We start from the raw sequence: 26,936 nt of genomic DNA on the forward strand, positions 1-26,936 counted from the left end.
GGTTAGTCAATTTTATTAACTTACTGGGGCAAAAATAGGCTAAAATATACTTACTTATTTTAGCCTTGAGCCCTTTATCTTAATGACCTCTATTTCAACCCCAGCCCAGTTTACAGAACTTGGTCTTATTCCCCCCCTATTAGCTCGATTAACTGAGCTCAAATATTTGCAGCCGACGCCTATTCAGGCACAAGCTATTCCAAGTGTTTTAGCAGGACGTGACTTAATTGCAGGGGCAAATACCGGTTCAGGTAAAACAGCCACCTTTGCATTACCACTTTTGCAGCACATTTTTTTACAACTGTCTGCTGATACAGCCTCAAATAGCAAGAGTAACAAGAGTAACAAGGGGAATTATGTTACTGGGCTTATTTTAGTACCTACGCGTGAACTTGCTAAACAAGTAGCAGAGAGCATTAAATCTTATGCCGTGCATTTCAATGGTGCGATAAAAACGGTTGCTGTTTTTGGTGGTGTATCTGTGAATACACAAATGTTGGCATTACGAGGTGGCGCCGATATTCTGGTGGCAACCCCGGGTCGATTACTCGATTTAATTTCAAGTAATGCCATTAAGCTTGATTTGGTTAAGACCTTAGTCCTTGATGAAGCCGATAGGATGTTAAGCTTAGGTTTTACCGAAGAGTTATCTGCGCTGTTAGCTTTATTACCTAAGAAAAAACAAATATTATTATTTTCAGCAACCTTTCCTGAACAAGTAAAAACGTTAACCCAAGAATTACTTAACAACCCGATCGAGATACAAGTTCAAAGTGCTGATGCAAGTACGCTAGTCCAGCGTGTCTTTAGCGTTAATAAAGGCGAAAAAACCGCAGTGTTAGCACATTTAATTGCAGAAAATGAATGGCGACAAGCGCTCATCTTTGTTAATGCTAAACACCACTGTGAGCATTTAGCTGAAAAACTTGCTAAACGTGGTATTACCGCGGCAGTGTTTCATGGTGATAAAGGTCAAGGCGAACGAAGTAGGGTGCTTGATGGTTTTAAAGCTGGCGAGATTGACGTGCTCATTGCCACAGATATAGCCGCTCGCGGACTAGACATTGAAAAACTGCCGGTGGTTATTAATTTCAACTTACCGAGAAGTCCGTCAGACTACATGCATCGTATTGGTCGAAGTGGCCGTGCTGGTGAAGTAGGTTTAGCTTTATCATTGATTGACCATGAAGACTTTCATCACTTTAGTATCATCGAAAAGAAAAATAAAATTCGTCTTGAACGTGAGCAAGTCAAAGGTTTTGAAGCCGATGAAGTCAGTAATGATTCAATTACTGCCGCAGAAAAACCCATGGCAAAGCCTGAAGGCACAGGAAAGAAAAAGCGTAAAAAGAAAGGGGCGGTGAATACCATAAACGCTGATATTTGGGCCGGTTATAGCGACACAGAATAACAGTGATTAAACTAAGCGGCTGAATGTATATTCAGCCTAATGAGCTAATGTCTTACTTAGCAAATAAAAACATCAGTCATTTATTGGCTTGGTGTTTTTTTTATGGTGTTTTAGCAATATTTAGCCCAATAGAATAAGTGCTAATGCACTTTTATTGACAGTCAATAATCGCTAAATTATAAAGTGTAACTTCTAATCTTCTATACTCTTTTTGACTTCCTGTTATTAATCTCACCCTATGTTACTATCTTAGTATTAAATGGAATTAAGTTAATTTAACGAACTATCTTAATGCAGTTTTTACTTGAATAAAATTTAACCTTCTTTTTAAGTATAATAGGATCATATGTTCAATGTTAAGCGCTTCTGCCTGCTAAAGGCGATCAAGGTTTCGTTCAAAAAATATCGGTATCTTTGCGCTTTTGTTATGCTGTTATTATTTTCAAATGATACTTTTTCAAAGAGTGATTTTAGCGCTATTTTTGAAAGACATAGCGCAGTTATGTTAATCATTGAACCTAAAACTGGTAATATTCTTCAGGCTAATTCAGCCGCTCAACACTTCTATGGGTTCGCAGAAAAAAAACTTGAGTCACTAACTATTCAAGATATTAACCTGTTGAGTGCAGAGCAAGTCGCTTCAGAAAGAGCCTTAGCTAAATCAGAAGATAGAAATTATTTTATTTTTAGACATAAAACCAGTAATGGTGACATCAAAACCGTGTCGTCACATTCTATTCCGATAACTTATAATAATAAAGCTGTGCTCTTTTCTATTATCCAAGATGTGACACCAGAAAGGGAATATCAGCAAGCGCTTTGGCATTATCAAAGTAATTTAGAGAACTTGGTCGACAAGCAAGTTAATGAAATCGATAAAACTAAAAAAAACTTAATACAACTATTAGTGATAGGTCTCTTGTTATTATCGACCTTGAGTCTGTTTTTACTTTTTATGTTAAAACGAAAAAATGAAGCTGAAGCTCAGCGTTCATTAATTGCTCAAATTGTAGAGCAAAGCCCAGTCTCAATTCAAACCACAGACCTTAATGGTATTATCACTTATGTTAATAAAGAATTTGTTAAAAGTTCTGGGTTTCAAGCAACAGAAGTGATCGGTCAAAAAACAAATATTCTTAAATCTGGTTTTCATCAATCTCCGCTCTATGAGAATTTATGGGCAACAATAACATCAGGTAAACACTGGGTCGGGGAGTTTTATAATCAGCGAAAAAATGGTGATAATTTTTGGGAGAAAGCCAATGTATATCCCCTCAAAGATGCTAAAAATAGAATCACCAGTTATGTAGGGATTAAAGAAGATATTACCCAAATTAAGCAAGATGAAAAACAGTTGAGACTCGCTTCAACGGTATTTAAAACCGCAACAGAGGCTGTAATGGTTACCGATATTGATAATAATATTGTTGCGGTTAATCAAGCGTTTATATTAATTACTGGCTATGAGGAAAAAGAAGTCTTAGGTAAAAATCCCACATTATTAAGCTCTGGGCATCATGACACAGAATTTTATCAGCGCATGGCGGCAGATTTGGAAAGCTTGGGGCAGTGGCAAGGTGAAATCTGCAATCGACGTAAAAATGGTGAGGTGTTTTATGAATGGTTATCTGTTACTGCTTTGAGAGATGAGTTTGGGCAATTAGAGTCTTATGTTTCATTATTTAGTGATATTACTAAACGTAAAAAGGCCGAAGATAAAATTTATCGCCAAGCTAATTACGATTCATTGACCGGACTCGCCAATAGAAATCTGTTTGTCGACAGATTTGAGCATACTTTGGAACTTGCCCAACGGGACAATAATAGAGTTGCTATATTTTTTATTGATTTAGATGGCTTTAAGAATGTTAATGATACCTTTGGCCACGCTAAGGGAGATATGCTGTTAAAATTAACCACAGAGCGTATCAAAGAGTCGGTAAGAAAGGCCGATACGGTCAGTCGTTTGAGTGGTGATGAATTTGCAATAATTTTGTCGGGCGACAATGATGTCTTTAGTTTTGAAAAAATTGCCAGCCAGATACTTGATAAAATAGCTAAGCCATTTCATTTAATAGAAATAGAAGCTTATGTTACCGCAAGCATAGGTATATCAATATTTCCAGATGATGGCAGTACCTATGAAGAGCTATTGAGTAAAGCCGATAGCGCTATGTATAAAGCCAAAGAAAAGGGTAAAAATAATGTGCAATTTTTTACCAAAGAAATGGATATTAAAGCCCAACAACGAAGGCATCTAGAAGTTGAACTACGCAAGGTTATTGTTAACAAGGAGTTGATTTTACATTATCAACCTATCCATCAAGTTAGTAGTAATAAAGTTGTTTCTGCTGAGGCCTTAGTTAGATGGCTACACCCGATAAAAGGCTTGGTTCCACCGGCTGACTTTATTGCATTGGCAGAAGATATTGGTTTTATTACTGAAATTGGAGATTGGGTCTTAGAAGAAGCTTGTAAACAAGCTAAATGCTGGCAAAGCCAATTTGACCTTGCGCCAAAGATATCAGTTAATATCTCGAGTGTGCAGTTCCAACGTCAGGATTTTATCAGTAAACTTGAAACTATCTTAGCAAAAACACAACTTGCTCCAGATTCACTGATCCTTGAAATGACTGAAAGTTTATTAATTCAACAAGATGATCAAACCCTAATTCAGTTATCAGCTATAAGAGCTATGGGTATAGAACTGTCGATTGATGACTTTGGTACCGGTTATTCGTCACTTAGCTACTTAAAGCGGTTTCCTATTAGCATATTAAAAATAGACCGCGCTTTTATTAAAGATATTACCTTTAATGCTGAAGATGAAGCTTTGGCTTGCGCTATCTTGTCGATGGCAAAAAGTTTAGGTTTAAAAGTGGTTGCCGAAGGGGGTGAAGATCTTGCTCAGTGCCAATTACTAACTAAGCATCAATGCGATTATATTCAAGGATATTTTTTAGTCGCCCACTCGAAGAGCACGCCTTTATTGCGTATCTCAACGACAATATTTAGCAATCGAACGTGCAAGGTAATGGTAATAAAAACTTATCTTGGTACGTAACGGTTAATTTTTATTAAAAACTATTACTCAAAGATAATCAGAGTTTAGGTTTTTGCTATAAAGTTTATTAACAAAGTGTCTATCAATTTAGCTAGGCATAATTATAAAATAACTGATTACTAGGGAAAACCATGAACAATAAAAATTTACTTATTCTTATTCTTACTTTATCAGTAAGCGTTAATTCATTGGCCAATGAAGCCGTTTTTAGACCGGTTGAAGCACTATTTTCTGCGATGTCAGCAGCAGACCATCTTAAAATGAAAGCCGTGGTCACTGACGATTTTCAGTTGTTAGAAGCCGGCGAAGATTGGAGCTTAACCGACCTGATTAACGTTGTTAAACCCTCAGAGTATAAGAGAAGAAACTATTTTAGTGTCATTAAAACAAGGGTTTATAGTGATGTTGCATGGGTGAGTTATTGGAATAAAGCAACTTTCAATAATGGCAAGGAAGAAAGTACTGTAGCTTGGTTAGAAAGTGCCGTCATGGTGAAAGTGGCGGGGCAATGGAAAATGCAAATGCTGCATTCAACGCGAATAAAAGCTGAGAGTATTCCTAAAGATATTTTATTGTCTGAATATGTTGATTAACCTGCGAACAACAGATTCAGATGTGACTAAGTATTTAAATTGAAAAATAATGACCTGCAGTCGCGACAAACTGTCTTTTCCTAAAAGCGCTAAAACAGTTTATAATAGCGTCGAAAAATTCGACTGGCAGCTGATCTTGAACATTCAAAGTGATCTCCTTAAACTTTATCCATTTTCTATTGAATTAAAATAAGTCTTTATTTTAATTCCTTGATTAGTATTTTCGGAAAATTAAAAACCCTATGCTCAAGAAAAACCTACGTTGGTTAACTACATTTTTATCATTGTTTATTTTTATTGCGCTGGGTTCATCAATTAAACATCATTATAACAATAAACTGGTTTCAATGGATGAGAGGCTCACGGAAGTTTCGGGTATTGAATTTGATAAAAAAGGTAAACTTTGGGCAATAAATGATGGTGGTGATAAGCCGAATTTATACCGGGTTGAAGCCGATGGTAAAATAAGTAAAACGGTGTTGATCACTAATGCTAAAAATATTGATTGGGAAGATATGACCCAAGACGATTTTGGCCATTTCTTTTTAGGTGATTTTGGTAATAACGACAATAAGCGAAAATGGCTAACCATCTATAAAATAGAAAATCCCATTGATATTAAGGGCGATAGCACTAGCGCTGAGATAATTAAATTTATGTATCCAGAGCAAAATAGTTATCCGCCAAAAGAACATCAGAAAAAATATGATTTAGAAGCTTTTGTTTTTTACAAAAAGAAATTGTACTTGTTTACAAAGAACAGATCCGTGCCATTTGACGGCGAAACTAATTTGTACCGAATAGGGGCTTATGCGGCTAATCATCAGGCGACAAAGCTCAGCTCTTTCACGACTTGTACGCATCATGAAAAACTCTGTTGGATAACTTCTGCGGCGTTAAGCCCCAATAAAAAGAAACTGGTGTTATTAGACTCACAAAGGTTGTGGCTATTTGAAAATTGGCAAGGGGATGACTTTTTTTCAGGCGATGCTTATGAAATTAATCTAGGGACTATTACCCAAAAAGAGTCAGTGACTTTTTTTGATGATAATACCGTTGTTTATACGGACGAAGAATTTATGGGTATTGGCAGAAATGCTTACTTAATTAAACTTGATAAACAAAGAAAAATTCCCGTTCACTCACTCCAAGAGTGAGCCATTTAAATATTGTTATCAATTCTTGCTATTTTTTAATCATCTAGTCACTAGGTAAATAACATTTACTGAAAATAGTGCCAATGAATGAGAAAATTAGATTGGTAAATGTCAGTTGAAATAGCGACAATGCTGTTTAGCTAAGTTTTATGTTTTAAGGAAAGGTAATGAATCCTATTATTCAGGCACTAAAAGAATTAAATGTAAGTGAAGAAAAAATTAAAGAACTTTTTCAAGTACTCACCGAAAACCCAATGATGGCGATGATGAATATTCAGTCATTGGGTTTACCACCGGAGAAGTTGCAATCAATTATGATGATGGTCATGTCTAGCCCAGAACTAATTAAAGAAGCGGTAGAAGAGCTAGGTTTAGATTTTGCTAAAGTTGAAGCGGCTAAAGCTAAACTTAAAGAAAATAAATAATAGTTTAGTAACTGTTATTGATGGCTAAGCCCAATAAAAAAGCCCCTGAAAAGTCTGTTGATATTTATTGCAGTAAGTGTCGAGCACCTCTGTATAAATACAAAAAAGGCGGTAAAGGGGCATTAGTTAAATGTTTTAAAGCTCGGATAGTTAAAAATTTTACCATGACACCCTGTGTGTGCCCAAGCTGTGCCAGTGTCTTTGCTCGGGAGACGTTAATTCGGGGTATGCCAGCCTTTAAAATGATTGGTGGCAAAGTGACGTATAAATAAAAGTGCTTAGCCGATAGATTGATTACAGCGATGGAGGTTGGGTAAATGAATGCAGATGACGTTTTAAATTTTTGGTTTAAAGAAATTGATCAATCACAGTGGTGGCTAAAAGACCTCGCGTTTGATCAGTGTATTATTAGCAAGTTTTCGGCTGTGCATCTGGCGGCAAATAGTGGTGAGTTATTCAAATGGCGACTTACAGCTAAAGGGCGACTTGCTGAAATTATTATTCTAGATCAGTTCTCTAGAAATATGTATCGTGATACGCCAGGTGCTTTTGCCTGTGACCCTTTAGCTTTAGCGCTTGCTCAAGAAGCGATAGCCGTTGGCGCTGATCAAGAGTTAAATCATTTAGAAAGAAATTTTTTGTATATGCCGTTTATGCATAGTGAGTCATTAATGATACATGATATCGCTGTTAAGCTCTTTGTCGATAATGGCGTTGCTTCAAGTATCGATTTTGAAAATAAACATAAAATAATCATTGAAAAATTTGGCCGTTATCCGCATCGCAATAAAATCCTTAACAGGAAGTCTAGTCAAGAAGAACGTGAGTTCTTAACACAAGCCAATTCACCTTTTTAAAAAGGAAGCATAGTCTACATGGATCCAATAATCGATTTTACGTCATATACCTTAGAAGAATTATACTCAGCAGCAGAACAAATCGACAGTGAGCAATACCCAGAACGAGCTGCAGAAATTAATAAGTTAATAGTTGAGAAAACAGTTGTTGAACCCGCACCTGTAGCTGTAACAGTCGAGCAAACTGTCGCTGAACCGGCGATAGAACAAAATGTGAAAAGAGTGGGTGAAAAAGCAACACGTTTAGACCGTTTTTATGCGGCATTAATTGATGGTCTTATTGGTATATTTGCTGCTGTACCTATTTTTATCACTGTCGGTTTTGATAAATTAGCGGAACCCACTTTTTCTTTAACAGTGATGTTACTCGCTTATGGACTTATTGCTGGCCTTGTCTTACATGGTTACCTGCTTTACCATTATGGACAAACCATAGGCAAGAATTTCATGTCTATTCGAATTGAAAATTTAGATGACAGTAAGGCAAGTTTAACGACAATTTACGTTAAGCGGATGATACCGATGCAACTACTTTCTCTTGTTCCTTTTGGTGGTCAAATTATTTCAGGCCTGGTTAATCCACTCTTTATCTTTGGTAAAGAAAAGCGTTGTTTGCATGATTATGTCGCAAAAACAAAAGTCTGTTATACCAACAACTAAACTTATTTAATGATAAAACCTGCATGTTTACTGACTTAGTCTGGTGATAAACATGCAGTTATTTTATAAGCATCGTTTTGGTATTATTTGCTCGCGATTATCTTATAAGCCGTTATGATATTGGCTGTTCGTTGATTCAGGTACCATGATATTAAGTGTCTCAGGTACGTTAATATTACCGTTAAGTAATGCTTCAAATTGACTAATTAATAACGCTTTGTCTGGTGTTTCTTTATCACCTGAGCCAATGTTAGTCAGATCAATCATAAAGCCATCAAATAAATCACTTAGGTCTTCAATAATTTCAGTATTTAAAAACTGGTCTTGATTATAAATACTTGGATAGCCGGCTTTTTGTTTATCGATAGCAAACGAAACACCTTTCAAGTTAGTGATACTGGTAGATTTATCACACGACAGCATACAGCCGTTATCAATGCGTGGCTTTTCACAGCCAACACTTTGTTGGAAGAAACATTGTCGGCTGGCCATCAATAAAATAGGGTGGTAAATACTGTAGAAAAGTTTGAAGTTTTCCGGACGAGCAATATTTCTAATTTGTTGACGGTTTATTTCGTTAGAAATAAACGCACCTTTACAATCAAAACCTTCTTGCATTGCAAGTAAAGCGTAAGAGTTAGTCGTATTTAAGAAAGGCCCTGCTATCCACTGAATCCCCAAACGGTTCGCTTCATAAGCGATACCCGTGTTATTGGTTACAATCAGTTGTGGTTTTACTTGTTGTAAAATATTGACCGCAACGTCGTAATCTTTGCCAATTAATACTGAAGGAAACCAAGGGATCAAGCGAGGGTTTTCTTTAAGAAAACCGACATACTTAGTACAACCGCGTTTATATGCATCGGGTAATTTAAAGTAAATATCTGCCGAAGTTAATTTTGCTAATTCAACATCACTTTCATCACAAATAAGAATTGATAGCTCGGCTTTTGCATCACCAGTCGGGGTATGTTTAGGGTGATTGGCTAACTTAGGTAATTGAACCTCAGGTAACACAGCTTTAGAGTTATTCAACAAAAAGGCGGCTTCATTTTTTAATACCGTTAATTCTTTAAAAGGAATGCTTAAGCCATCTTCTAAGTCATCGGTTATTATTTCAATCAAATCGAAATGGGCATTGTTAAAGCTTTTAAAACGCTTTTCAAGGGTTTCTCTGTCAATACTCAGTTTGCCACTTTTTACTAAGTTGCTTTGTGACTTAAGCGCGTAACTTTTAACCTCAAGCCCTTTCTCGCTGTCTTTAGCATCAACAAAAGCTTGCTGTTGAGAAAGTTCTTTTGTCGTTACGGTCAAGGTAAGTGGTTTATCTAATGTACCGGAAATAGCCAGTGTTAGCGGTATTTTTCCAATGGTTAAATGTTTTATTTTATCGTCAACAGAGGCATTGATCAGCTGTTTTTCATCATTAAGTTTTTGTTCAACTTCTTGAATTTGTACAACTGATATTGCATTACTTTTATCGACAGCGTGGTATTTAGAGTTATCCCGTGGGTTTTCAATAAACATTGACTGATTTAAATCACCACGTAAAAAGGCGTTGGAGAAGTCGCGGTTAAAAACTTTATAAAGGCGTTCACCATCTTCGAGTAATTCACCCGTTTTAAGGAAACCATCAATTTGTTTGCGAAAGCTATCAACAACAGTATGAACGTAGCTTGCACCTTTTATACGTCCTTCAATTTTAAAGGAATGCACACCCGCTTCGATAAGCGCAGGTAAATCAAAAAAGGCCGAGTTATCTTTTATATTTAACGGGAATTTATTACCGGTTGCTGTTGGTTCATATTCTTCACGACAAGCTTGGCTACAACGACCACGATTTCCTGAATTGCCAACACTTGCTGAGGTTGAATAACAAAGACCAGAGAAAGCCACACAGAGTGAACCATGCACAAAAACTTCTGTTAAGGTATCGTGTGCTTTGCCTGCTGCTGCCATTGCGGTAATTTCACGTAAATCTAGCTCTCTTGATAAATTCACTCGTGATGCACCGAGTTTTTTCAAAAAAGGTATTTGACCCACGTTATGGGTGGTTAATTGCGTTGATGCGTGAATATCTAAGGTTGGAAAATGCTGGGTAAGCAGATAGAACATGCCAATATCTTGCACGATAACACCATCAAGTGTGGTGTTGGCAAGTTTAGTTAATAATTTAGCCAGTGAAGCAAATTCACGCTCTAAGATCACCACATTCAAGGTTAAAAATATTTCACATTGATACTGATGAGCTAAACGAATAACGCCAACAAGTTGATCAAAGGAGATATTAGTCGCACGATTACGGGCGTTAAAAGTATCTAGGCCACAGTAAACGGCATCGGCTCCAGCAATAATCGCTGCTTTAATTGCTTCGACATCACCGCCGGGTGCTAATAACTCTATTTTTTGATCCATGGGGTCACTTATTTTCACTTAAATTTAAAGGTGGCGATTTTACCGATATATTTCCTTAATGAATACCGTTAAAGTAACTTATTATTTTATATTTTCTATAAATAAACGCCCATGAAGCCAAACTCGTCGTTACCTGTACTCTATTCCTTAAGAAACTGTCCTTATGCAATGCGCGCAAGAATCGCAATATATTATGCAAAACAGACAGTTGCATTACGTGACCTGGTATTAACCGATAAACCCGATGAAATGATTGCGGTATCACCAAAAGGCACGGTCCCAGTTTTAGTCACCGAACTTGATACGGGAGAGCCACGGGTTATTGAAGAAAGTCTGGAGGTTATGCTGTGGGCATTAGATAAAAGCGATCCCGATAATCTTCTGCATAGTGATACACCTGATTTATTACCGGAAATGTTATCGTTAATTTCAACATTTGATGATGAATTTAAACAATGTTTTGATAAATATCAGTGTGCAAAACGTTATCATGAAACTTCACTGGCCAGTGACAGAGCTGCGTGTGAAAAATACATAGCCGATTTAGAGCAACGTCTACAACTCACTGAATTTCTTATGTCAGACAAAAACAGTTTGGCCGATATCGCTTTATTGCCTTTTATTCGTAAGTTTTCAAAAGTCGAGCGGCAATGGTATTTACATTCACCGTATCCGAAACTTAGGGCATGGCTAAATAACTATTTACAAAGCCGGATGTTCAGTAAAGTGATGACCCAATACCCCTTGTGGTTGGAAAATAAAGCGGTGATAACTTTTGGCGACGACCGTTAAAAAGTCATTATTAAGTTTGTTTAATTTTTCTTAAGCTTTCCTTAAGAAAACTTAACTAAGATAGCGTCAATTATATTTCTTGATGGTATTTCAGTGAACATACTTAACGTACAACATCCTTATCTAACAGCAAGAGTGGCTATTAAAAGATTGCAATTTTTTTTCTTTTTGATGCTAACGTCTTTAGCATTACTGAGTCATGCCCAAGCGAATAATCTATCTGAAAGTTCAGCTAAAATGCAATTAGATACCCTAATAGCTCAACACCATGGTGATGTTATTTATGTAGATTTTTGGTCATCTTGGTGCGGTCCTTGTCGTAAATCATTCCCGTGGATGAATAAAATGCAGAATGAGCATCAAGCACAAGGCTTTACTGTTATTAGTATTAACCTCGATACGGAACAAAGATTAGCCACTGAATTTTTACGAGAGAACCCAGCAAACTTTTCGGTAATTTATGATCCTAACGGTGAGCTCGCGCGCTTTTTTAAAATTCAGGGGATGCCCAGTAGTTTGATCATCAACAAGTTAGGTGAGATTAAATACGCACATAGTGGTTTTTTTACCAACAAAGTTTCACAATACGAACAAGAAATTCAACAGTTACTTGCTCTCTAACGAATAATATAAAGAGAATAATGAGGTTTTCAATGAACAATAAATTTAAATATTCACTGGTTTTTGCTGCGGTAACTTTGGCATCAGGTTGCTCAAGTTTAGGTGTCGAACCTTGGGAACGTGATCTGTTAGCAAAAGAGCAAATGGCCTTAACATCTTCGCCAATTGATTCGGCACTTGATGATCATATTTATTTCAGCAAAGAAGCGTCAAGCGGCGGTAAAAGCTTCGGTGGAGGAGGTTGTGGATGCAATTAATTAACGAGAGTAAATCGAAAAAAACCATCAATAAAAAGAACCTCAAGGCTGCGTTAACTTTAGCAACTACCGCTTTGTTAGGCAGTGTTCAAGTTAGTGCTGCCCCAACATCAGTAGCAGCAGATAAAGATACTTGGTCTTTTGACTCCGCGTTTTTATATTACAGTGAGGCTGATCGTGTTTCAGCAGCAGAAGCTGTTTTTAATGCTAAAAAAACTTACAGCGACGATAGTATTTTAAATTTGAAGTTAACGGTTGATGCATTAACGGGGGCTTCAGCCAATGGCGCCGTTGCTCAGCCCGATGTTCAAACGTTTACAAGACCCTCTGGTAAAGGAGATTATCAAGTTAAAGCAGGTGAAACACCCCTTGATGACACTTTTCATGATACGCGTGTACAGCTGAATGCTCAGTGGACGCAAGCACTAGCACCTAATTTTACAGGCAGTGTCGGTGGGCATCTATCAAAAGAATATGATTACTTGTCTTTAGGGGTAAATGGCAATATTGCTTATGACTTTAATAAGAAGAACTCGACTATTTCTTTTGGTTTAAGTCATTTTCAAGACACCTTTACACCAGAAGGGGGCTTACCTAAACCTTTTGCTTCTATGGCGTCAGCTTATAATGACAGCGAAGACGAAAGTGCTCATGATGCTACTCGAATGGGCAGAGATGATGATAAAACCACCTCGGATATTATGGTAGGTTTTACCCAAGTCATTAATAGACGTATGGTCACACAGTTTAATTATTCCTATTCGGTTGTTGATGGCTATTTGACGGACCCCTTTAAAGTCTTAAGTTTGTTAAATAACGAAGGTCTTGCACAAGACTATTTATATGAGAATCGCCCAAATGAACGGACCAAACAAAGTGTTTTTGCACAAACAAAATATCATTTTGATGAAACTATTTTAGATGTGTCATATCGGTATATGTGGGATGACTGGGATATAAAGTCTCATACGGTAGATACTCGCTTTTATATTCCGTTAGGTAACGGTAGCTATTTAGAGCCTCATTTACGTTTTTATCAACAAGGCGCAGCCCAATTTTATCAACCTTTCTTAATGGAAGATGATGCAACACCTGAGTTTGCCAGTGCCGATTACCGTATTGGTGAAATGACCGCTTATACGGTTGGTTTAAAATATGGTATGAAGTTAGCAGATGGTAATGATTTGTCTTTTAGACTTGAATATTATCGCCAAGACCCAAAAAGTGCCGGACATAAAGTGCCTAGTGCTTTAGCTAACATAGATATATATGAAAGCATTGATGCAATAATTGCGCAGGTTAGCTATTCGTTCTAAAGTGTAGTAATAATCTAAATAATACAAGCCCTTATTTAATTACATAAATAGGGGCTTTATCTTTTTATCAAGGTGACAATTGAATAAACTTAGAGAAATAAAACTGGCCAAACGCTCAGACGGATTCTGTATTCAATTTGATGCTATGGCCAGTCTGTGTGAGGTGATTATTGAAACCTCGGACCCCGCGCTTGCCAAACAGCTTGGTGAACAAGTCAGTACAGAAGTTTGGCGCATTGAAGACAAGTATAGCCGTTACAACTCCGATAGCCTTTGTAGCCAGATAAATCAAAGTCAGGGTAAGCCCATCGCTATTGATGATGAGACTTTTGCTTTATTAAACTTTGCCGATACTTGTTACCAACTTAGCGATGGGATATTTGATATAACCTCAGGCGTGCTAAGAAAAGTCTGGTGTTTTGATTGCTCTGACAATATTCCTACTTCGCTGGCGGTTAAAAAGGCTATGGAGAATGTGGGTTGGCATAAAATAAAATACGATAATCGCCAAGTGACTTTACCGATAAATATGGAAATTGATTTCGGTGGTATTGGTAAAGAGTATGCGGTTGATCGCGCCATAGTCTTAATAAATTTATTAACACAACAACCCGTATTGGTGAATTTAGGTGGCGATTTAGCGACAAATTCATCAAGAAAAAATGGTCAACCGTGGCAAGTTGGAGTAGAGCACCCTGGTTTTGTCGACAAAAAAACCATAGTCGTCTCATTATTTAAAGGTGCACTGGCAACGAGTGGCGATGCAAAGCGCTTTTTAGAGAAAAACGGTCAACGTTACAGCCATATTCTAAATGCTAAAACGGGTTGGCCAATTGAGCATGCACCGCGGTCAATGACTGTTTCAGCACCACAATGCATTCAAGCGGGTATATTGGCGACGTTAGCTCAAATGCAGGGCGAAAATGCAGAACAGTTTTTAACCGAACAAGACATCAAGCACTGGGCTATTCGTTAGTTACTTCAAATACGCTTATTAATAACAGAATTTATCATAAGTTAAATCGCAAATAGTAAGAATTAACGATAAGCTAAGCTTTCGTTAATTCTTTTTGTGTAGGTTTTACTGATGACACCTTGGTCTTTTAATTTATTAGCTTGTTTATTTTTTTGTTTTATAAATGTCAACGATGTTGTCGCTGCACAATTGGTGGTGCCTGATGTTTATAAATTGATAAAAGTTAATGGTGAAAAGGCAAGTAGTGATTTTTTTAGCCGAAATACTGTCGTTGATATAAAGCGCGGTGAAAATATTTTAATCGTGCAATATAGCGAGCTTTTTGAAAATTATGATGACGACGACCACGTAACGATAAAGTCTGCTCCCCAAGTTATTTTATTTACTTTAAAAGAAACCGTCCACCAGAAGTACATTATGGTGACCCCCGTTATATCTGACAGCTTTAACGCACGTGAATTTGCCCAATCCCCGACCATTGAAATAAAGTCTTTTAATGAAAACTCAGTTCAACAAGACGCTATATTTGTGCTTAATCAAAGTTTAACTGAATTTGAAGCGGGTTTAGCCTTTAAAAAAATAGCTGAACATCAAAAACAGCTGGCTAAAACGCCTGAAAATAATAAACAAAGTAGCGATATTAAAAAATCAGACGATGCTTTAAATAAATTAAAGTTTTGGTGGCATAAAGCAAATAAAGAACAACAAAAACGATTTGTTGAATCTATTCAACAGAAGTAAAATAGTTAATGTACCTTTTTACAAACAACTCACTATTCGGGATAAGATGAAATACCTACTCGTTATTATGATCAGTTTATTTTCATTATCAATCACAGCAGAGCAATACACGACTCAGGGTATTGAAGTCATTGGTAAAGGGTCGGTTAGTGCAAAGCCTGACAAGTTTACTTTTACGGTGACGGTTAGCCAACGCGGCAATATTGCCAGCAAAGCCAAAGCCTTGGTTGACCACAAAAGCCAGTTAGTGACCCAGATGTATTTATCAATGGGCATTGCTGAGTCTGCTATTGAATCCGCTCGATTAGAATTAATTCCCCGCTATGAAATACCGGCTGATGTGCCAGCGATAATCGTTCATCAGAAGTTGCCTAATCAAGGAGAGTTCGAAAAAAGCAACACGAAAGCGGTTATTAATAGTCATCAATTAGCAGATAACTCAGCGGCTGAGCAAGAAAAAGTTTACTTTGAAGTCTCTCGTACCATAAAAGTGACTTTTACCGATTTTTCGCACTATGACCAATTACTCGATAATGTTGTAAAAATCGGTGTTAATCGCATTTCTGCTTTGCAAACTTCAATAATAAACGATGAAGCTTTGTATCAACAAGCGCTGATCAATGCCTTAAAAAATGCGCACCAAAAAGCCATCACTATTGCCAAGCAAATGGGCGTTACCTTAGGTAAAATTTCAAATTTGACTGAGTCTGCTTATCACACACCAAACACTTATGGTGTGACAGGTAGAAGTAACGGCGGTTTTAATTCACGAGTAGCAGAAAGTAATGTTGTTGCTCAAGTGAATGTTACTTTTGCTATAAAAACCGAGAAATAAAGCGGCAGTTAAGCTAATTTGCAGCAATATAAGTTAAAAGTGCATAAAATCTGTAATAATTGCTTTAACTTCGCGGGTTATCGGGTTATGTTATGCGTTTTTTGACCATCACTTATCTTTGATAAACATAAGAATACCGGTATTTATGAATAAAAATGATTTATATCAAGAACTTTACCAACAAGTTGATGCCTTAATCAGCGATGAACCTGATATTATTGCTAACATGGCAAATATCAGCGCCTTACTTTTTGAGCACTTGTCACAAGTAAACTGGGTTGGATTTTATCGTTTAATTGATAATGAACTAGTTTTAGGGCCTTTTCAGGGTAAAGTGGCTTGTATTCGTATTCCTGTTGGCACAGGGGTCTGTGGCACAGCAGTTAGCCAAAGCACCACACAGCGTATTGCCGATGTTCATTCTTTTGATGGTCACATTGCTTGCGATGCAAGTAGTAATTCAGAAATTGTTATTCCGGTAAAAGTCGGTAACAATATTATTGCTGTCCTTGATATAGATAGCACAGCCTATGATCATTTTGATGAAATTGATCAACAAGGTTTGGAAGCAATAATTAATTTATTTGAAAATATGATCATCAAGCATGGCGTGTTAAACTAATGAAAGAAATTATCGTTATTCATGATTATCTCGTTAGCGAAAGTATTGTCGGTGACTGGGATGGCCAAGAAGAATTCGTTGCCGAACGAATAAATGAAATTTATCATCTGATTTATGATTTAGCCGAAGAAGATATTGAACCAGAGATATTAGCGCAATTATTATCTTTGGTTTGGGACACTTGGATTTGCCAAGAATCACTACCTGACATAGATAGTGAAGATATTTATGACTGGTGCCAACATTTGTTGGATAACCGTGAACAGTACCTTCAAGATTTAACCTCTTAGATTTAAGAATTTTTAAAAAGTTGTATTTATGGACACTAAAATAGTAAACGAAGTGAGCAAAACAGAAATGAGTAATACTGAAACTGAAGTAACTACTGACGTTGCAGTTGATACTGACGTTGCACAACAAACACCAGTAGCAGCAGAGCAAGAAACTGAAGTTAAACGGTTAAGCACAAAAGAAATTATTGCTTATTTAGCGGATAAATTTCCAAAGTGTTTCTCGGTTGATGGTCCAGCTAAAGCGCTTAAAATCGGCATCTTTCAAGATTTGTCTGCAAATTTAGCGGAAGATGGCACTGTAAGTAAAACTCGCTTACGCCAAGCATTAAGACATTACACTAGCAGCTGGCGTTATTTGAAAGCGGTTAAGTTGGGTAACTTTCGTGTTGATATCGATGGCAATGACTCTGCTGAGATAGATCAAGAGCAAGCTGACTATGCCAGTAAGACACTAAAAGAAAGCCAAGACAAATTTGGTAACAAAAACAAACACGACAAAGCAAGCAAAAAGCCTTATAAAGGATCTAAGCTTAATAAGTCAGACAATCCTACTGAAGCAAAACCGTCTGCTCACAACCTAGAAGCAAAGCAAGAAAAACAAGCTAAGTTTAAGTCGGTAAAATCAACTAAATCGACGCATACTAAAGCAGAAGTTAAACTTGTTCCTGTTGAAGACAGCGCAGTCGTTGTTGGTAAAAGCGTTAAAGTTAAATTAGGCAACTCGCCTATGAACGCTGTTATCACTGAAGTTGCTGGTAAAGATGTGAGTGTACAATTAAATTCAGGAATGGTTGTTAAGACACAAATTAAAAATATATTTACTGAATAAATTGGAGTGTTTTGGGCATGCTAAAAATTTGTCGTATCGCAATTGCCGTTTCTTTGTCGCTATCAGCAATGAACATCTTTGCTGTCGAAAATCTTGATAAGGTAGAATCGCTACCCATATTGGCTCCTGAAAGCCAGCATGCTGCATCGAGTAAACGCGTTACTGCGCAGTTTACTCGAGCCCATTACTCGAAAGTTGACATGGATGATGCGCTCTCTGAAAAAATATTTGACCGTTATATAAAACAACTTGATTATGCTCGAAATGTTTTTTTAGCGACCGATATAGAAGACTTTCAAAAGCATCGTCTTGAGTTTGATCAAATAATCGCTCGTGGTAAGTTAGATATAGCCTATGACATATTTAACTTAAACCTTCAAAGACGTGCCGAGCGTTATGAATATGCATTAAGCCTTTTAGAAAAAGAACCTTTTGATTTTACTGTAAACGAAGTTTATAACTTCGACCGTGAAGAAGCTGATTGGCCAAAAGATAGTGCAGAATTAAATGAGTTATGGCGCTTAAAAGTTAAGTACGACGCCCTAAATTTAACCTTAGCGGGTAAAGAATGGCCTAAAGTGCAAGAAGTTTTAGGCAAACGCTATCGTTATGCGATTAAAAGATTAAAACAAAGTGAAAGTGAAGATGTTTTTCAAGTCGTCATGAATAGCTTTGCTCGCGTTGTTGAACCTCACACCTCTTATTTATCACCAAGAAATGCTGAAAAATTTCAAATGGACATGAATCTGTCTCTTGAAGGGATTGGTGCGGTACTTAGAGCTGAAGAAGACTATACGGTTATCAATAGCGTTGTTCCCGGTGGACCGGCAGACAAATCAAACGAAGTAAAACCTAAAGACCGAATCGTCGGTGTTGCGCAAGACGATGATAAATTTGAAGATGTTATCGGTTGGCGTTTAGATGATGTTGTAGATCTCATTAAAGGACCTAAGGGCACCAAAGTTCGTTTGCAAATTTTGCCAGCGGAAGCGGAAGATGATGCCGTTATTAAAGTTGTTACGATTGTTCGTGATAAAATAGTCCTTGAAGACAGAGCGGCAAAGTCTGAAGTGTATTTTGAAACTAAAGGTGATGAAAAGTCTAAAAAATTAGGCATTATCACTATACCTAGTTTTTATAATAATTTATCGCGCGATGTGAACAAAGAACTCGATAAACTTAAAGCCGAACAAGTCGCTGGTATTATTATTGATTTACGTGGTAATGGCGGTGGTTCATTACGTGAAGCAACATTATTAACGGGTTTATTTATTGATAAAGGCCCCGTTGTCCAGATACGTGATGGTGCAAACCGAGTACAAGTTAATAGTGATGATGATGGAGTCAGTTCTTATGATGGCTCATTAACCGTGATGGTTGACAGATACAGTGCTTCTGCTTCTGAAATTTTTGCCGCAGCGATTCAAGATTATGGTCGTGGGGTAATCGTAGGCGAACATACCTTTGGTAAAGGTACTGTTCAGCAACATCGTGGACTAGGGCGAGTTTATGACCTTTATGATAATCCATTAGGTAGTATTCAATTTACCATCGCTAAGTTTTACCGTATCAATGGTGGTAGTACTCAGCATAGAGGTGTTTTACCCGATATTTCTTTTCCAACGGCTGTTGACCCAGAAGACTGGGGAGAAAGTCGAGAGAAAAATGCACTACCTTGGGATCAAATCCCTAAGGCAAAATATCAAGCTTTAGGTAACTTATCGGCTGACTTAACGTACCTCACTTCACTGCATAGTGAGCGTGTTAAAGGTAATCGTGAATTTAACTATTTACTTGATGATATTGCGGTTTATCAAAAAGAGAAAGATGATAAAACTATTTCACTTAAGTTAGATGAACGTAAAACAAAACGTGAAGAACGAAAAGCGAAGCAACTTATTCGTGTTAATGAACGATTAGTTGTTATGGGTAAAGAAAAAGTAAAATCACTTGAAGACTTACCCGATGAGTTAGAAGAATTAGATCCATTTTTAGATGAAACGGCTAAGATAACTTTTGATTTAATATCGCTGGGTAAAGTCGCTAAAAAATAATGATTACCCACTCATAAAAGCCGCTTAATTGCGGCTTTTATGTAAGAAAAAAGCTAAACTCAATTTCTTCTATAGATTAGCCTATATGCGTTACCCTGACTTTTAGGGGTTTGTGATTAATATCAGCTTGATTAGCCTTGTACTATTTTTCCTAATGAAAAATAATATTACGCGTTAATAAAAACGATATAAACATTAAAAATTATAACTATAAAAAACTTAAGGTCAGCATCGCACATGACAGAGCCAGAAAAAGACAATCAACCCGTAGTAATCAACACCCACAAAGAACCAAGCATGCTAGATGCGTTAATTCCTATTTTTGCATTAGTTGTTATGTTAACAACTGCTGTTTGGTATTTTGCTGACAACTCATCTTATGGTCCTAATCAAATTGCTTTATTACTCGCTATGGGTATAGCGATTGTGATTGGTATCAAGAATGGTTATACGTGGCAGTCGATTGAGAAGTCAATTGTCGGTGGTATTTCTATTTCTTTGGGGGCAATTTTAATACTGTTAGCGGTTGGCTCATTAATAGGTACTTGGCTACTGTCTGGTACTGTGCCTACGATGGTTTATTATGGCTTACAAATTATTGACCCTAGTTGGTTCTACGCCGCTGCCTGTTTAGTTTGTGGTATTGTCGCAATGAGTATTGGCAGTTCTTGGACTACAGCGGCAACGGTTGGTGTTGCCTTTATTGGCATTGCTAACGGTTTTGAAATGTCGACCGCGGTTACTGCGGGAGCTGTTATTTCAGGTGCTTATTTTGGTGATAAATTATCGCCGTTATCTGAAACGACTAACCTTGCTCCTGCAGTAGCAGGTAGTGAATTATTTGAACATATTCGATATATGTTATGGACCACCATACCTTCTATTAGCATAGCCTTGGTGCTGTTTCTTATTATTGGCTTTGATCACTCCTCAAATGTAACTGGAGACACCGCAAGTATTGACGCCTTGCTGACCACACTAGATGCAACTTATAATATTTCTATACTTAATCTTATCCCACTTTTTATCTTACTTTATTTAGCCTTTAAAAAAGTACCAGCATTTCCTGCTGTGGCGATTGGTGCTTTAATTGGCGCTGTTTGGGCGTTAGTTTTTCAGCAAGAGCTTATTTTAAACATGGCTGCAGAAGGCGTTAGTGGCGTTAAAGCTTATATAACCGTGGTTTGGACAGCATTTTTTGATGGCGTAGTGGTTAACACTGGCAACAAACAAATTGATGAATTGCTTAGTCGTGGCGGTATGTCGAGTATGCTAAACACGATTTGGTTGGTAATGTGTGCCTTAAGTTTTGGTGCCGTGTTAGAGCATTTAGGTATGCTAAATAAATTTGTTAAAGCCATTCTCTCAACAGCTAAATCAACGGGAAGCTTAATCGCCAGCACTGTTGCAACTTGTATTGGTACTAACTTAATAACAGCAGATCAATATATGGCGATAGTTATGCCTGGTCGTATGTTTAAAGCTGAATTTAAACGCCGAGGTTTTCATCCAACACTATTAAGTCGTACGTTAGAAGATTCAGGCACTATTACTTCACCGTTAATTCCATGGAACACTTGTGGTGCCTTTATGTTTGGCGCGTTGGCATTAACATCATACGATTATATTTTTTATTGCTTTTTTAATTTAATTAACCCGGTGCTTGCCATCGTTTATGGTTACACCGGTTTTAAAATTAAAATGTTAGCAACAAACAGTGACGAAGCGATAAAGAGCTAACATCAAAGAACATTGCGATAAAAAGAGGATATTCATCCTTTATTTACGCTTCATATCGACTTAATATAAAGCCTGTTTTTACAGGCTTTATATTTTCAAAAAGGAAACGCTCATGACTGACTTTACCGCGCGCTATTTATCTGATTACCAAGTTTCAAATTTTTCTATTACCACCGTCGATCTGACCTTTGAACTTGCTGACACGGCAACCATAGTAACCAGCACTATGGCGATTAAACGTGAAAATAAAGAGGCTAAGCAATTAGTGCTTGATGGCGAGCAATTGAAACTTATTTCACTGCAAATTGATCATCAAGACTTGCCTGAAAGTTATTATCAGGTCAGTGACACACAGTTAACCCTAGATATTAGCGCTGATGAATTTACACTAACTATAGTGACTGAAATTGACCCACTTAATAACACCTCACTCGAAGGCTTATTTAAGTCGGGCGGCGCTTTTTGTACACAATGTGAGGCCGAGGGCTTTAGACGTATAACCTATTACCTAGATCGTCCTGATGTGATGTCGACCTTTTCAACCAAAGTCATTGCTGATAAAAAGCGTTACCCTTATTTGTTATCAAATGGCAATAAAACTGCAGCGGGTGATTTACCGCAAGGGAAACATTTTACTTGTTGGCATGACCCTCATCCAAAACCTTGTTATTTATTTGCTCTGGTTGCTGGTGATTTTGACTTACTTGTTGATACATTTACCACCCAAGATAAACGCGATGTGGCAATAGAGATATTTGTTGATAAAGGTAACTTACCTAAAGCTCACCATGCGATGGCATCACTAAAAAAATCGATGCTTTGGGATGAAGAAACCTTTGGTTTAGTTTATGACCTCGATATCTACATGATTGTAGCCGTCGACTTCTTCAATATGGGAGCGATGGAAAATAAAGGCTTAAATGTTTTTAATTCGAAATTTGTTTTAGCAGATAATGAGAGTGCCACCGATACTGATTTCTTTAATATTGAAGCTGTGATCGGTCATGAATACTTTCACAACTGGACGGGTAATCGGGTAACTTGCCGCGATTGGTTCCAGTTAAGTCTAAAAGAAGGTTTAACAGTATTTCGCGATCAGCAGTTTAGCGCTGATATGCACAGTGCTGCAGTAAACCGTATTAAAAATGTGAGATTGCTGCGTTCAAAACAGTTCGCTGAAGATGCCGGACCTATGGCTCATCCTATTCGTCCTGAAAAAGTACTAGAGATGAATAATTTTTACACCTTAACCGTTTATGAAAAAGGTGCTGAAGTCATCCGCATGATTAACACCTTGTTAGGAGAAGTTAAGTTTAGAAAAGGCATGGACTTATATTTTGCTCGCTTCGATGGTATGGCCGTGACCTGTGATGACTTTATTAATGCGATGTCAGATGCCTCGGGTGTTGACCTTGATTTATTTAAAGGCTGGTACTATCAGTCGGGTACGCCGACATTATCTGTAAATGAGATTTTTTCAAAGGGACAGTATCAATTAACCTTGACCCAGAAAAATCCAAATCAAAAAGACGGTAGCGAGGGTAAAGCATTACATATCCCTGTTGCTATTGAGCTTATCGAAAACAATAAGGTGATCGGACGTGAGTTACTTGAGTTAACCACTGAGCAGCAAACATGGACCTTTGACAATCTTGCTGTTAAACCTGTGCTAGCGATATTGGCAGATTTTTCAGCGCCGGTGAAGCTTACGATTAAGCAAACAGATAAAGAGCTGGCAACCATTATGGCTTTTGCCGATGATGAGTTTTGTCGTTGGGACGCTGGTCAGCAATTGATGTTGAATTATATTAAAGCGTTAGTCGATGACAGTAGCTTTGTTCTGCCACAGAGTTTATTAACGACTTATCAAGCTATTTTTGACGCAAATACCGATAATTCCTTTAAAGCCGAACAATTATCACTGCCTAGTTTTGACGAAGTTGTCGCAGAAATAGCACAGGTTGATCCCATCAAAGTAGTTAATGCTATTGCCGCAGTGAAGTTATTTTTAGTGACCGGCTTAACCGCTAGTTTTGAGAAAGCCTTTACTGCCAATAAATCTTTTGCCTATAAATATGACGGTGAAGAAGTTGGCCAACGCGCACTAAAAAATGTTTGTTTGTCTTACCTCTCTTTACTTGAGCATCAAAAGAGCAAGGTAGTAGAACAATATCAATCGTCAGATAACATGACTGATACTTTGGCAGCATTAGTCTGCTCAGCTGAAAACAACTCAGCTGACTTAGCAGGGCAGTTACAGCATTTTGAAAAAAAATGGCAGAGTACAGCATTAGTCATGGATAAGTGGTTTAGTCTTGCGGCTCAACAATGTAGCGAAGATATTTTTACTTCATTGGGTAACTTATTAACTCACCCGTTATTTAGCTTAAAGAATCCAAATCGGGCACGTTCATTAGTGGGTAGCTTCAGCGTTAATAATCCGCGTTATTTTCACTGTCAGTCAGGCCAGGGTTATCAGTTTCTCGCAGAGCAAATCGCTTTGTTGAATGAAATAAACCCACAGGTGGCTTCAAGGCTCATTACGCCTTTAATTCAATTTAGATCTTTTGATTTATCTAGACAGGAATTGATGCGCGCAGAATTAGAGAAGTTGACTACACTTAAAAACTTATCAAAAGACTTAAAAGAAAAACTTGATGCGGCCTTAGCGAGCTAACTCTTTTATGAAATATTTCTTTTCAATAAATATGACCACTGCTGAGTTTTTCCCTTATTATGAAGGTAAAGCTCAGCAGATGGTTGTTACTACAACTCAAGGAGTGCGGGTACAATTTCCGGCAATGCATATGCGAAAATATTTATTATCTACAGGTATTAAGGGGCTTTTTTGTCTAGAAACTGAAAATAATAAATTTTTATCTGTGACAAAAATGGCATGATTAGAGTATTAGCTTTAAACAGTGGTCGGACCATTTGATGTGTTTGAAGGCTATTGGCCTGTTTCGCTGTAACACTTAATACAAGTAACTACTTGTTAAAATCTATATGAAGAATTTTTTGTTTTAAACGCTTGTTTAAAACGCTAGTGTCTGATTCGCTTTTTATTGATTAGAAGTCATTAAAACACAGGGTATTATCAATTGTTTTTACCTCTTGCACCATTGATAAAATGATGCAATTATTGTTTTAGACCACTTATTTCAAATAGTAAGTAGCGATGATAAAAATAAAATATAATCTACACGCTCTGGGGAGAGAATAAATGAAATATAGCCCTCGCAATCGGTTTTATAAAAAACCTTTAGCTGCCAGTATAACCGCTGCGCTTGTTTGTTTAGCGACAGTAAGCCAAGCACAAGCAGAGAATTTTACATTAGGCAACTTCGACGTTACTTTTGATTCAACGTTTAGTTACGGTCAAAGTTGGCGTGTAGAAGATCGCAACTGGAATGATAATGTTGGTAAGTCAAACAATTTAAATAATGGTTTTGATTTTAGTAATTATCATCCATCATTAAATCCAAATCCTGATCCTGCAACGGTATGGAATGGAAAAGGCGGTTATTCAACCAATGGTGATAACGCTAACCTTAACTATAACGCCGGTGATAGCTTTTCTCAGATAATCAAAGGTTCACACGAACTAGAAGTTCGTTATGAAAACTTTGGTTTGTTCGTTCGTGGCATGTATTTCTATGATTTTGAAATGAGTGACGGCGACCGAGCGTGGACTAATCCTTTATCAGAGGTTAGAAACGATCCTTGTCGTGACGGTGAAGCAAGTGATCAAATATGTAATGACGTAAGATTACTTGATGCTTTCGTTTATGGTGATTTCGTTGTAGGTGACATGCCGCTTTCTGTTCGTGTCGGCCAACAAGTGATCAGCTGGGGTGAAAGTACTTTAATCTCTCACGGTATTAGTGAGTTAAACCCTGTTGATATCGCTCGTCTTCGTGCTCCTGGTTCAGAATTGAAAGAAGCCTTTATTCCTTTCGGTGCAATTTGGGGTTCACTTGGTGTTTCTGAGAATTTCAATATTGAAGCCTTCTACCAGTACAACTGGGAAAAAACAGTGTTACCAGCACCGGGTAGCTACTTCTCAACTAATGACTTTGCTGGTGACGGTGGTCAGTTTAATAATGTTCAGTTAGGCTTTGGTAGTAACCCTGATATGGACTTAGATTATCTTATTGAAGGTCTAAATACCCTTAGTGGTGCTATTGCTGCTGGCGCTGTTCCTGCTGAAAGTATCGGCGCAGCTTATTTAGGCGCTTTTCCAACGAAGGTTACACTTCGTCAAGCTGATGCAGAAAATGAACCTGAAGATGGTGGCCAGTATGGTCTTCGTTTATCATGGTTTTTACCTGAATTCAACGACACCGAAATCAGTCTTTACCACATGAATTACCATAGCCGTCGCCCAATATTTGCTGGTGTTACTGCTGATTTTAGTAATGAAGCTATTGGTCATGATATTGGTATGTTACTTTCAGGCGCTATTACTGAAGAAAATTATACAAATTTGAAAGCCTTCTCTCGTGTAGAACTTGATTACGTAGAAGACATTAAAGTTTATGCAATGAGCTTTAACACCGTTTTAGGCACAACTTCTGTTGCCGGTGAAATTACTTACCGCCAAGATGAACCGTTGCAAATTGATGATGTTGAGTTATTGTTTGCGGCGATGCCACAGCAACTAGCGAATGATCAAGGTCGCACTGAGCTTGATGGTATTTCTCAAATGCCAATATTCCAGGGCGGCGAACATGCTGATGGTTTTGTTCTATCAGATACTTTACAAGCACAAACAACGCTAACGCATCTTTGGGGTCCTTCATTTGGCGCCAGCCAGTTAACAACATTAGTTGAAGTGGGTGGTATTAACCTGCAAGACATGCCTGACCAAGACGTATTACGATTAAATGGTCCAGGTACTGCACGTAACGGTGGCATTGCCGGTAAAGAAGGTTTAGAAATGGCAGTTCAGGACGGTGTTGAAACTAACCCGTTCCCAGACGCATTTGCTTGGGGTTACCGTGCAATTGCTAAGTTAGACTTTAATAACGTTATCGCTGGTATTAACATTTCACCACGTGTGGTTTTCTCTCATGATGTTAAAGGTACCACACCAGATCCATTATTCTTATTTGTTGAAAAACGTAAGTCTGTCGCCTTAGGTATTAACTTTAATTACCAAAGTCGCTGGTCAGCAGACATTAACTATAACGGTTTTTGGGATGGCGTAGGTACAACCAATCAAATAGCAGACCGCGATTACATTTCATTCAGCATTAAATATTCTATATAAGGGCTA

The 26,936-nt window shown here is 37.6% G+C and carries 24 protein-coding genes; 23 read left to right on the forward strand and 1 reads right to left on the reverse strand.

Annotation, left to right across the window (positions count from 1 at the left end; all coding sequences use genetic code 11):
* Positions 1-82: 82 nt before the first annotated feature.
* The 8 genes from H4J75_RS06795 to H4J75_RS06830 all read left to right on the forward strand — a co-directional run bounded on the left by H4J75_RS06795 (position 83) and on the right by H4J75_RS06830 (position 8,167).
* Positions 83-1,411 (forward strand): DEAD/DEAH box helicase, encoded by a 1,329-nt coding sequence (locus H4J75_RS06795; protein WP_182214188.1) that lies wholly within the window; start codon positions 83-85, stop codon positions 1,409-1,411.
* Between the two features lie 427 nt (positions 1,412-1,838).
* A complete protein-coding gene (locus H4J75_RS06800) occupies positions 1,839-4,475 on the forward strand; it encodes an EAL domain-containing protein (RefSeq protein ID WP_259366383.1) in 2,637 nt (878 codons plus the stop codon).
* A 131-nt stretch (positions 4,476-4,606) separates the two neighbouring features.
* Positions 4,607-5,068, forward strand: a complete 462-nt coding sequence (locus H4J75_RS06805) for a nuclear transport factor 2 family protein (protein WP_182221707.1) — start codon at positions 4,607-4,609, stop codon at positions 5,066-5,068.
* A gap of 242 nt (positions 5,069-5,310) precedes the next feature.
* Entirely contained in the window at positions 5,311-6,225 is a 915-nt protein-coding gene (locus H4J75_RS06810) for a hypothetical protein (protein WP_182214193.1), read from the forward strand.
* Between the two features lie 167 nt (positions 6,226-6,392).
* The gene (locus H4J75_RS06815; RefSeq protein ID WP_182170121.1) at positions 6,393-6,650 is read left to right on the forward strand and encodes a DUF2999 family protein; all 258 of its coding nucleotides are present in this window, start codon (positions 6,393-6,395) and stop codon (positions 6,648-6,650) included.
* Between the two features lie 20 nt (positions 6,651-6,670).
* Positions 6,671-6,922, forward strand: a complete 252-nt coding sequence (locus H4J75_RS06820; RefSeq protein WP_182221708.1) for a hypothetical protein — start codon at positions 6,671-6,673, stop codon at positions 6,920-6,922.
* A gap of 45 nt (positions 6,923-6,967) precedes the next feature.
* Entirely contained in the window at positions 6,968-7,507 is a 540-nt protein-coding gene (locus H4J75_RS06825) for a DUF924 family protein (RefSeq protein WP_182221709.1), read from the forward strand.
* An 18-nt stretch (positions 7,508-7,525) separates the two neighbouring features.
* A complete protein-coding gene (locus tag H4J75_RS06830; RefSeq protein WP_182221710.1) occupies positions 7,526-8,167 on the forward strand; it encodes an RDD family protein in 642 nt (213 codons plus the stop codon).
* 102 nt (positions 8,168-8,269) lie between these two features.
* Here the strand turns inward: H4J75_RS06830 and H4J75_RS06835 are convergent, their stop codons facing one another.
* Positions 8,270-10,582, reverse strand: coding sequence for a peptidase U32 family protein (locus H4J75_RS06835; RefSeq protein ID WP_182221711.1), 2,313 nt, complete (start codon positions 10,580-10,582; stop codon positions 8,270-8,272).
* 111 nt (positions 10,583-10,693) lie between these two features.
* Here H4J75_RS06835 and H4J75_RS06840 point away from each other — a divergent pair, with 111 nt between their 5' ends.
* The 15 genes from H4J75_RS06840 to H4J75_RS06910 all read left to right on the forward strand — a co-directional run bounded on the left by H4J75_RS06840 (position 10,694) and on the right by H4J75_RS06910 (position 26,930).
* On the forward strand, positions 10,694-11,374 hold the full coding sequence (locus tag H4J75_RS06840; RefSeq protein WP_182221712.1) for a glutathione S-transferase: 681 nt from the start codon (positions 10,694-10,696) through the stop codon (positions 11,372-11,374).
* 93 nt (positions 11,375-11,467) lie between these two features.
* Complete coding sequence (locus tag H4J75_RS06845; RefSeq protein WP_310733598.1) at positions 11,468-11,995, forward strand: TlpA disulfide reductase family protein; 528 nt, start codon at positions 11,468-11,470, stop codon at positions 11,993-11,995.
* Between the two features lie 32 nt (positions 11,996-12,027).
* Positions 12,028-12,252: a DUF4266 domain-containing protein gene (locus H4J75_RS06850; protein WP_070376578.1), complete on the forward strand. Its 225-nt coding sequence runs from the start codon at positions 12,028-12,030 to the stop codon at positions 12,250-12,252.
* Entirely contained in the window at positions 12,243-13,568 is a 1,326-nt protein-coding gene (locus tag H4J75_RS06855) for a DUF3570 domain-containing protein (protein WP_182221713.1), read from the forward strand. Before H4J75_RS06850 ends, H4J75_RS06855 begins: the two co-directional genes overlap by 10 nt.
* A 79-nt stretch (positions 13,569-13,647) precedes the next feature.
* Complete coding sequence (locus H4J75_RS06860; protein ID WP_259366382.1) at positions 13,648-14,544, forward strand: FAD:protein FMN transferase; 897 nt, start codon at positions 13,648-13,650, stop codon at positions 14,542-14,544.
* A gap of 111 nt (positions 14,545-14,655) precedes the next feature.
* Complete coding sequence (locus H4J75_RS06865) at positions 14,656-15,285, forward strand: DUF2057 family protein (protein ID WP_182221714.1); 630 nt, start codon at positions 14,656-14,658, stop codon at positions 15,283-15,285.
* 46 nt (positions 15,286-15,331) lie between these two features.
* Complete coding sequence (locus tag H4J75_RS06870; RefSeq protein ID WP_182221715.1) at positions 15,332-16,120, forward strand: SIMPL domain-containing protein; 789 nt, start codon at positions 15,332-15,334, stop codon at positions 16,118-16,120.
* Positions 16,121-16,265: 145 nt separating this feature from the next.
* Entirely contained in the window at positions 16,266-16,742 is a 477-nt protein-coding gene (locus H4J75_RS06875) for a GAF domain-containing protein (RefSeq protein ID WP_182214209.1), read from the forward strand.
* Positions 16,742-17,032, forward strand: a complete 291-nt coding sequence (locus H4J75_RS06880; RefSeq protein WP_070376584.1) for a hypothetical protein — start codon at positions 16,742-16,744, stop codon at positions 17,030-17,032. The genes H4J75_RS06875 and H4J75_RS06880 overlap by 1 nt, the downstream gene beginning before the upstream one ends.
* A gap of 28 nt (positions 17,033-17,060) precedes the next feature.
* The gene (proQ, locus tag H4J75_RS06885; protein WP_259366381.1) at positions 17,061-17,864 is read left to right on the forward strand and encodes an RNA chaperone ProQ; all 804 of its coding nucleotides are present in this window, start codon (positions 17,061-17,063) and stop codon (positions 17,862-17,864) included.
* Positions 17,865-17,881: 17 nt separating this feature from the next.
* Positions 17,882-19,918, forward strand: coding sequence for a carboxy terminal-processing peptidase (gene prc, locus H4J75_RS06890; protein WP_182221716.1), 2,037 nt, complete (start codon positions 17,882-17,884; stop codon positions 19,916-19,918).
* Between the two features lie 237 nt (positions 19,919-20,155).
* Positions 20,156-21,658 (forward strand): Na+/H+ antiporter NhaC, encoded by a 1,503-nt coding sequence (nhaC, locus tag H4J75_RS06895; protein ID WP_182221717.1) that lies wholly within the window; start codon positions 20,156-20,158, stop codon positions 21,656-21,658.
* A gap of 112 nt (positions 21,659-21,770) precedes the next feature.
* Complete coding sequence (gene pepN, locus H4J75_RS06900; RefSeq protein ID WP_182214214.1) at positions 21,771-24,335, forward strand: aminopeptidase N; 2,565 nt, start codon at positions 21,771-21,773, stop codon at positions 24,333-24,335.
* A gap of 7 nt (positions 24,336-24,342) precedes the next feature.
* Positions 24,343-24,558: a DUF2835 family protein gene (locus tag H4J75_RS06905; RefSeq protein WP_182170154.1), complete on the forward strand. Its 216-nt coding sequence runs from the start codon at positions 24,343-24,345 to the stop codon at positions 24,556-24,558.
* A 323-nt stretch (positions 24,559-24,881) separates the two neighbouring features.
* On the forward strand, positions 24,882-26,930 hold the full coding sequence (locus H4J75_RS06910) for a DUF1302 domain-containing protein (RefSeq protein WP_182214216.1): 2,049 nt from the start codon (positions 24,882-24,884) through the stop codon (positions 26,928-26,930).
* Positions 26,931-26,936: the final 6 nt, after the last annotated feature.

Source organism: Colwellia sp. BRX10-1 (assembly GCF_014077545.1).
In the GTDB taxonomy this organism is placed as follows: domain Bacteria; phylum Pseudomonadota; class Gammaproteobacteria; order Enterobacterales; family Alteromonadaceae; genus Colwellia_A.

Coding starts and splice junctions, on each gene's coding strand:
- H4J75_RS06910 (WP_182214216.1), top strand. CDS start 24,882: ATGAAATATAGCCCTCGCAATCGGTTTTATAAAAAACCTTTAGCTGCC.
- H4J75_RS06810 (WP_182214193.1), top strand. CDS start 5,311: ATGCTCAAGAAAAACCTACGTTGGTTAACTACATTTTTATCATTGTTT.
- H4J75_RS06850 (WP_070376578.1), top strand. CDS start 12,028: ATGAACAATAAATTTAAATATTCACTGGTTTTTGCTGCGGTAACTTTG.
- H4J75_RS06870 (WP_182221715.1), top strand. CDS start 15,332: ATGAAATACCTACTCGTTATTATGATCAGTTTATTTTCATTATCAATC.
- H4J75_RS06805 (WP_182221707.1), top strand. CDS start 4,607: ATGAACAATAAAAATTTACTTATTCTTATTCTTACTTTATCAGTAAGC.
- H4J75_RS06835 (WP_182221711.1), bottom strand. CDS start 10,582: ATGGATCAAAAAATAGAGTTATTAGCACCCGGCGGTGATGTCGAAGCA.
- prc (WP_182221716.1), top strand. CDS start 17,882: ATGCTAAAAATTTGTCGTATCGCAATTGCCGTTTCTTTGTCGCTATCA.
- H4J75_RS06795 (WP_182214188.1), top strand. CDS start 83: ATGACCTCTATTTCAACCCCAGCCCAGTTTACAGAACTTGGTCTTATT.
- H4J75_RS06840 (WP_182221712.1), top strand. CDS start 10,694: ATGAAGCCAAACTCGTCGTTACCTGTACTCTATTCCTTAAGAAACTGT.
- H4J75_RS06815 (WP_182170121.1), top strand. CDS start 6,393: ATGAATCCTATTATTCAGGCACTAAAAGAATTAAATGTAAGTGAAGAA.
- H4J75_RS06880 (WP_070376584.1), top strand. CDS start 16,742: ATGAAAGAAATTATCGTTATTCATGATTATCTCGTTAGCGAAAGTATT.
- H4J75_RS06855 (WP_182221713.1), top strand. CDS start 12,243: ATGCAATTAATTAACGAGAGTAAATCGAAAAAAACCATCAATAAAAAG.
- H4J75_RS06830 (WP_182221710.1), top strand. CDS start 7,526: ATGGATCCAATAATCGATTTTACGTCATATACCTTAGAAGAATTATAC.
- nhaC (WP_182221717.1), top strand. CDS start 20,156: ATGACAGAGCCAGAAAAAGACAATCAACCCGTAGTAATCAACACCCAC.
- H4J75_RS06800 (WP_259366383.1), top strand. CDS start 1,839: ATGCTGTTATTATTTTCAAATGATACTTTTTCAAAGAGTGATTTTAGC.
- H4J75_RS06865 (WP_182221714.1), top strand. CDS start 14,656: ATGACACCTTGGTCTTTTAATTTATTAGCTTGTTTATTTTTTTGTTTT.
- pepN (WP_182214214.1), top strand. CDS start 21,771: ATGACTGACTTTACCGCGCGCTATTTATCTGATTACCAAGTTTCAAAT.
- H4J75_RS06905 (WP_182170154.1), top strand. CDS start 24,343: ATGAAATATTTCTTTTCAATAAATATGACCACTGCTGAGTTTTTCCCT.
- H4J75_RS06820 (WP_182221708.1), top strand. CDS start 6,671: ATGGCTAAGCCCAATAAAAAAGCCCCTGAAAAGTCTGTTGATATTTAT.
- proQ (WP_259366381.1), top strand. CDS start 17,061: ATGGACACTAAAATAGTAAACGAAGTGAGCAAAACAGAAATGAGTAAT.
- H4J75_RS06825 (WP_182221709.1), top strand. CDS start 6,968: ATGAATGCAGATGACGTTTTAAATTTTTGGTTTAAAGAAATTGATCAA.
- H4J75_RS06875 (WP_182214209.1), top strand. CDS start 16,266: ATGAATAAAAATGATTTATATCAAGAACTTTACCAACAAGTTGATGCC.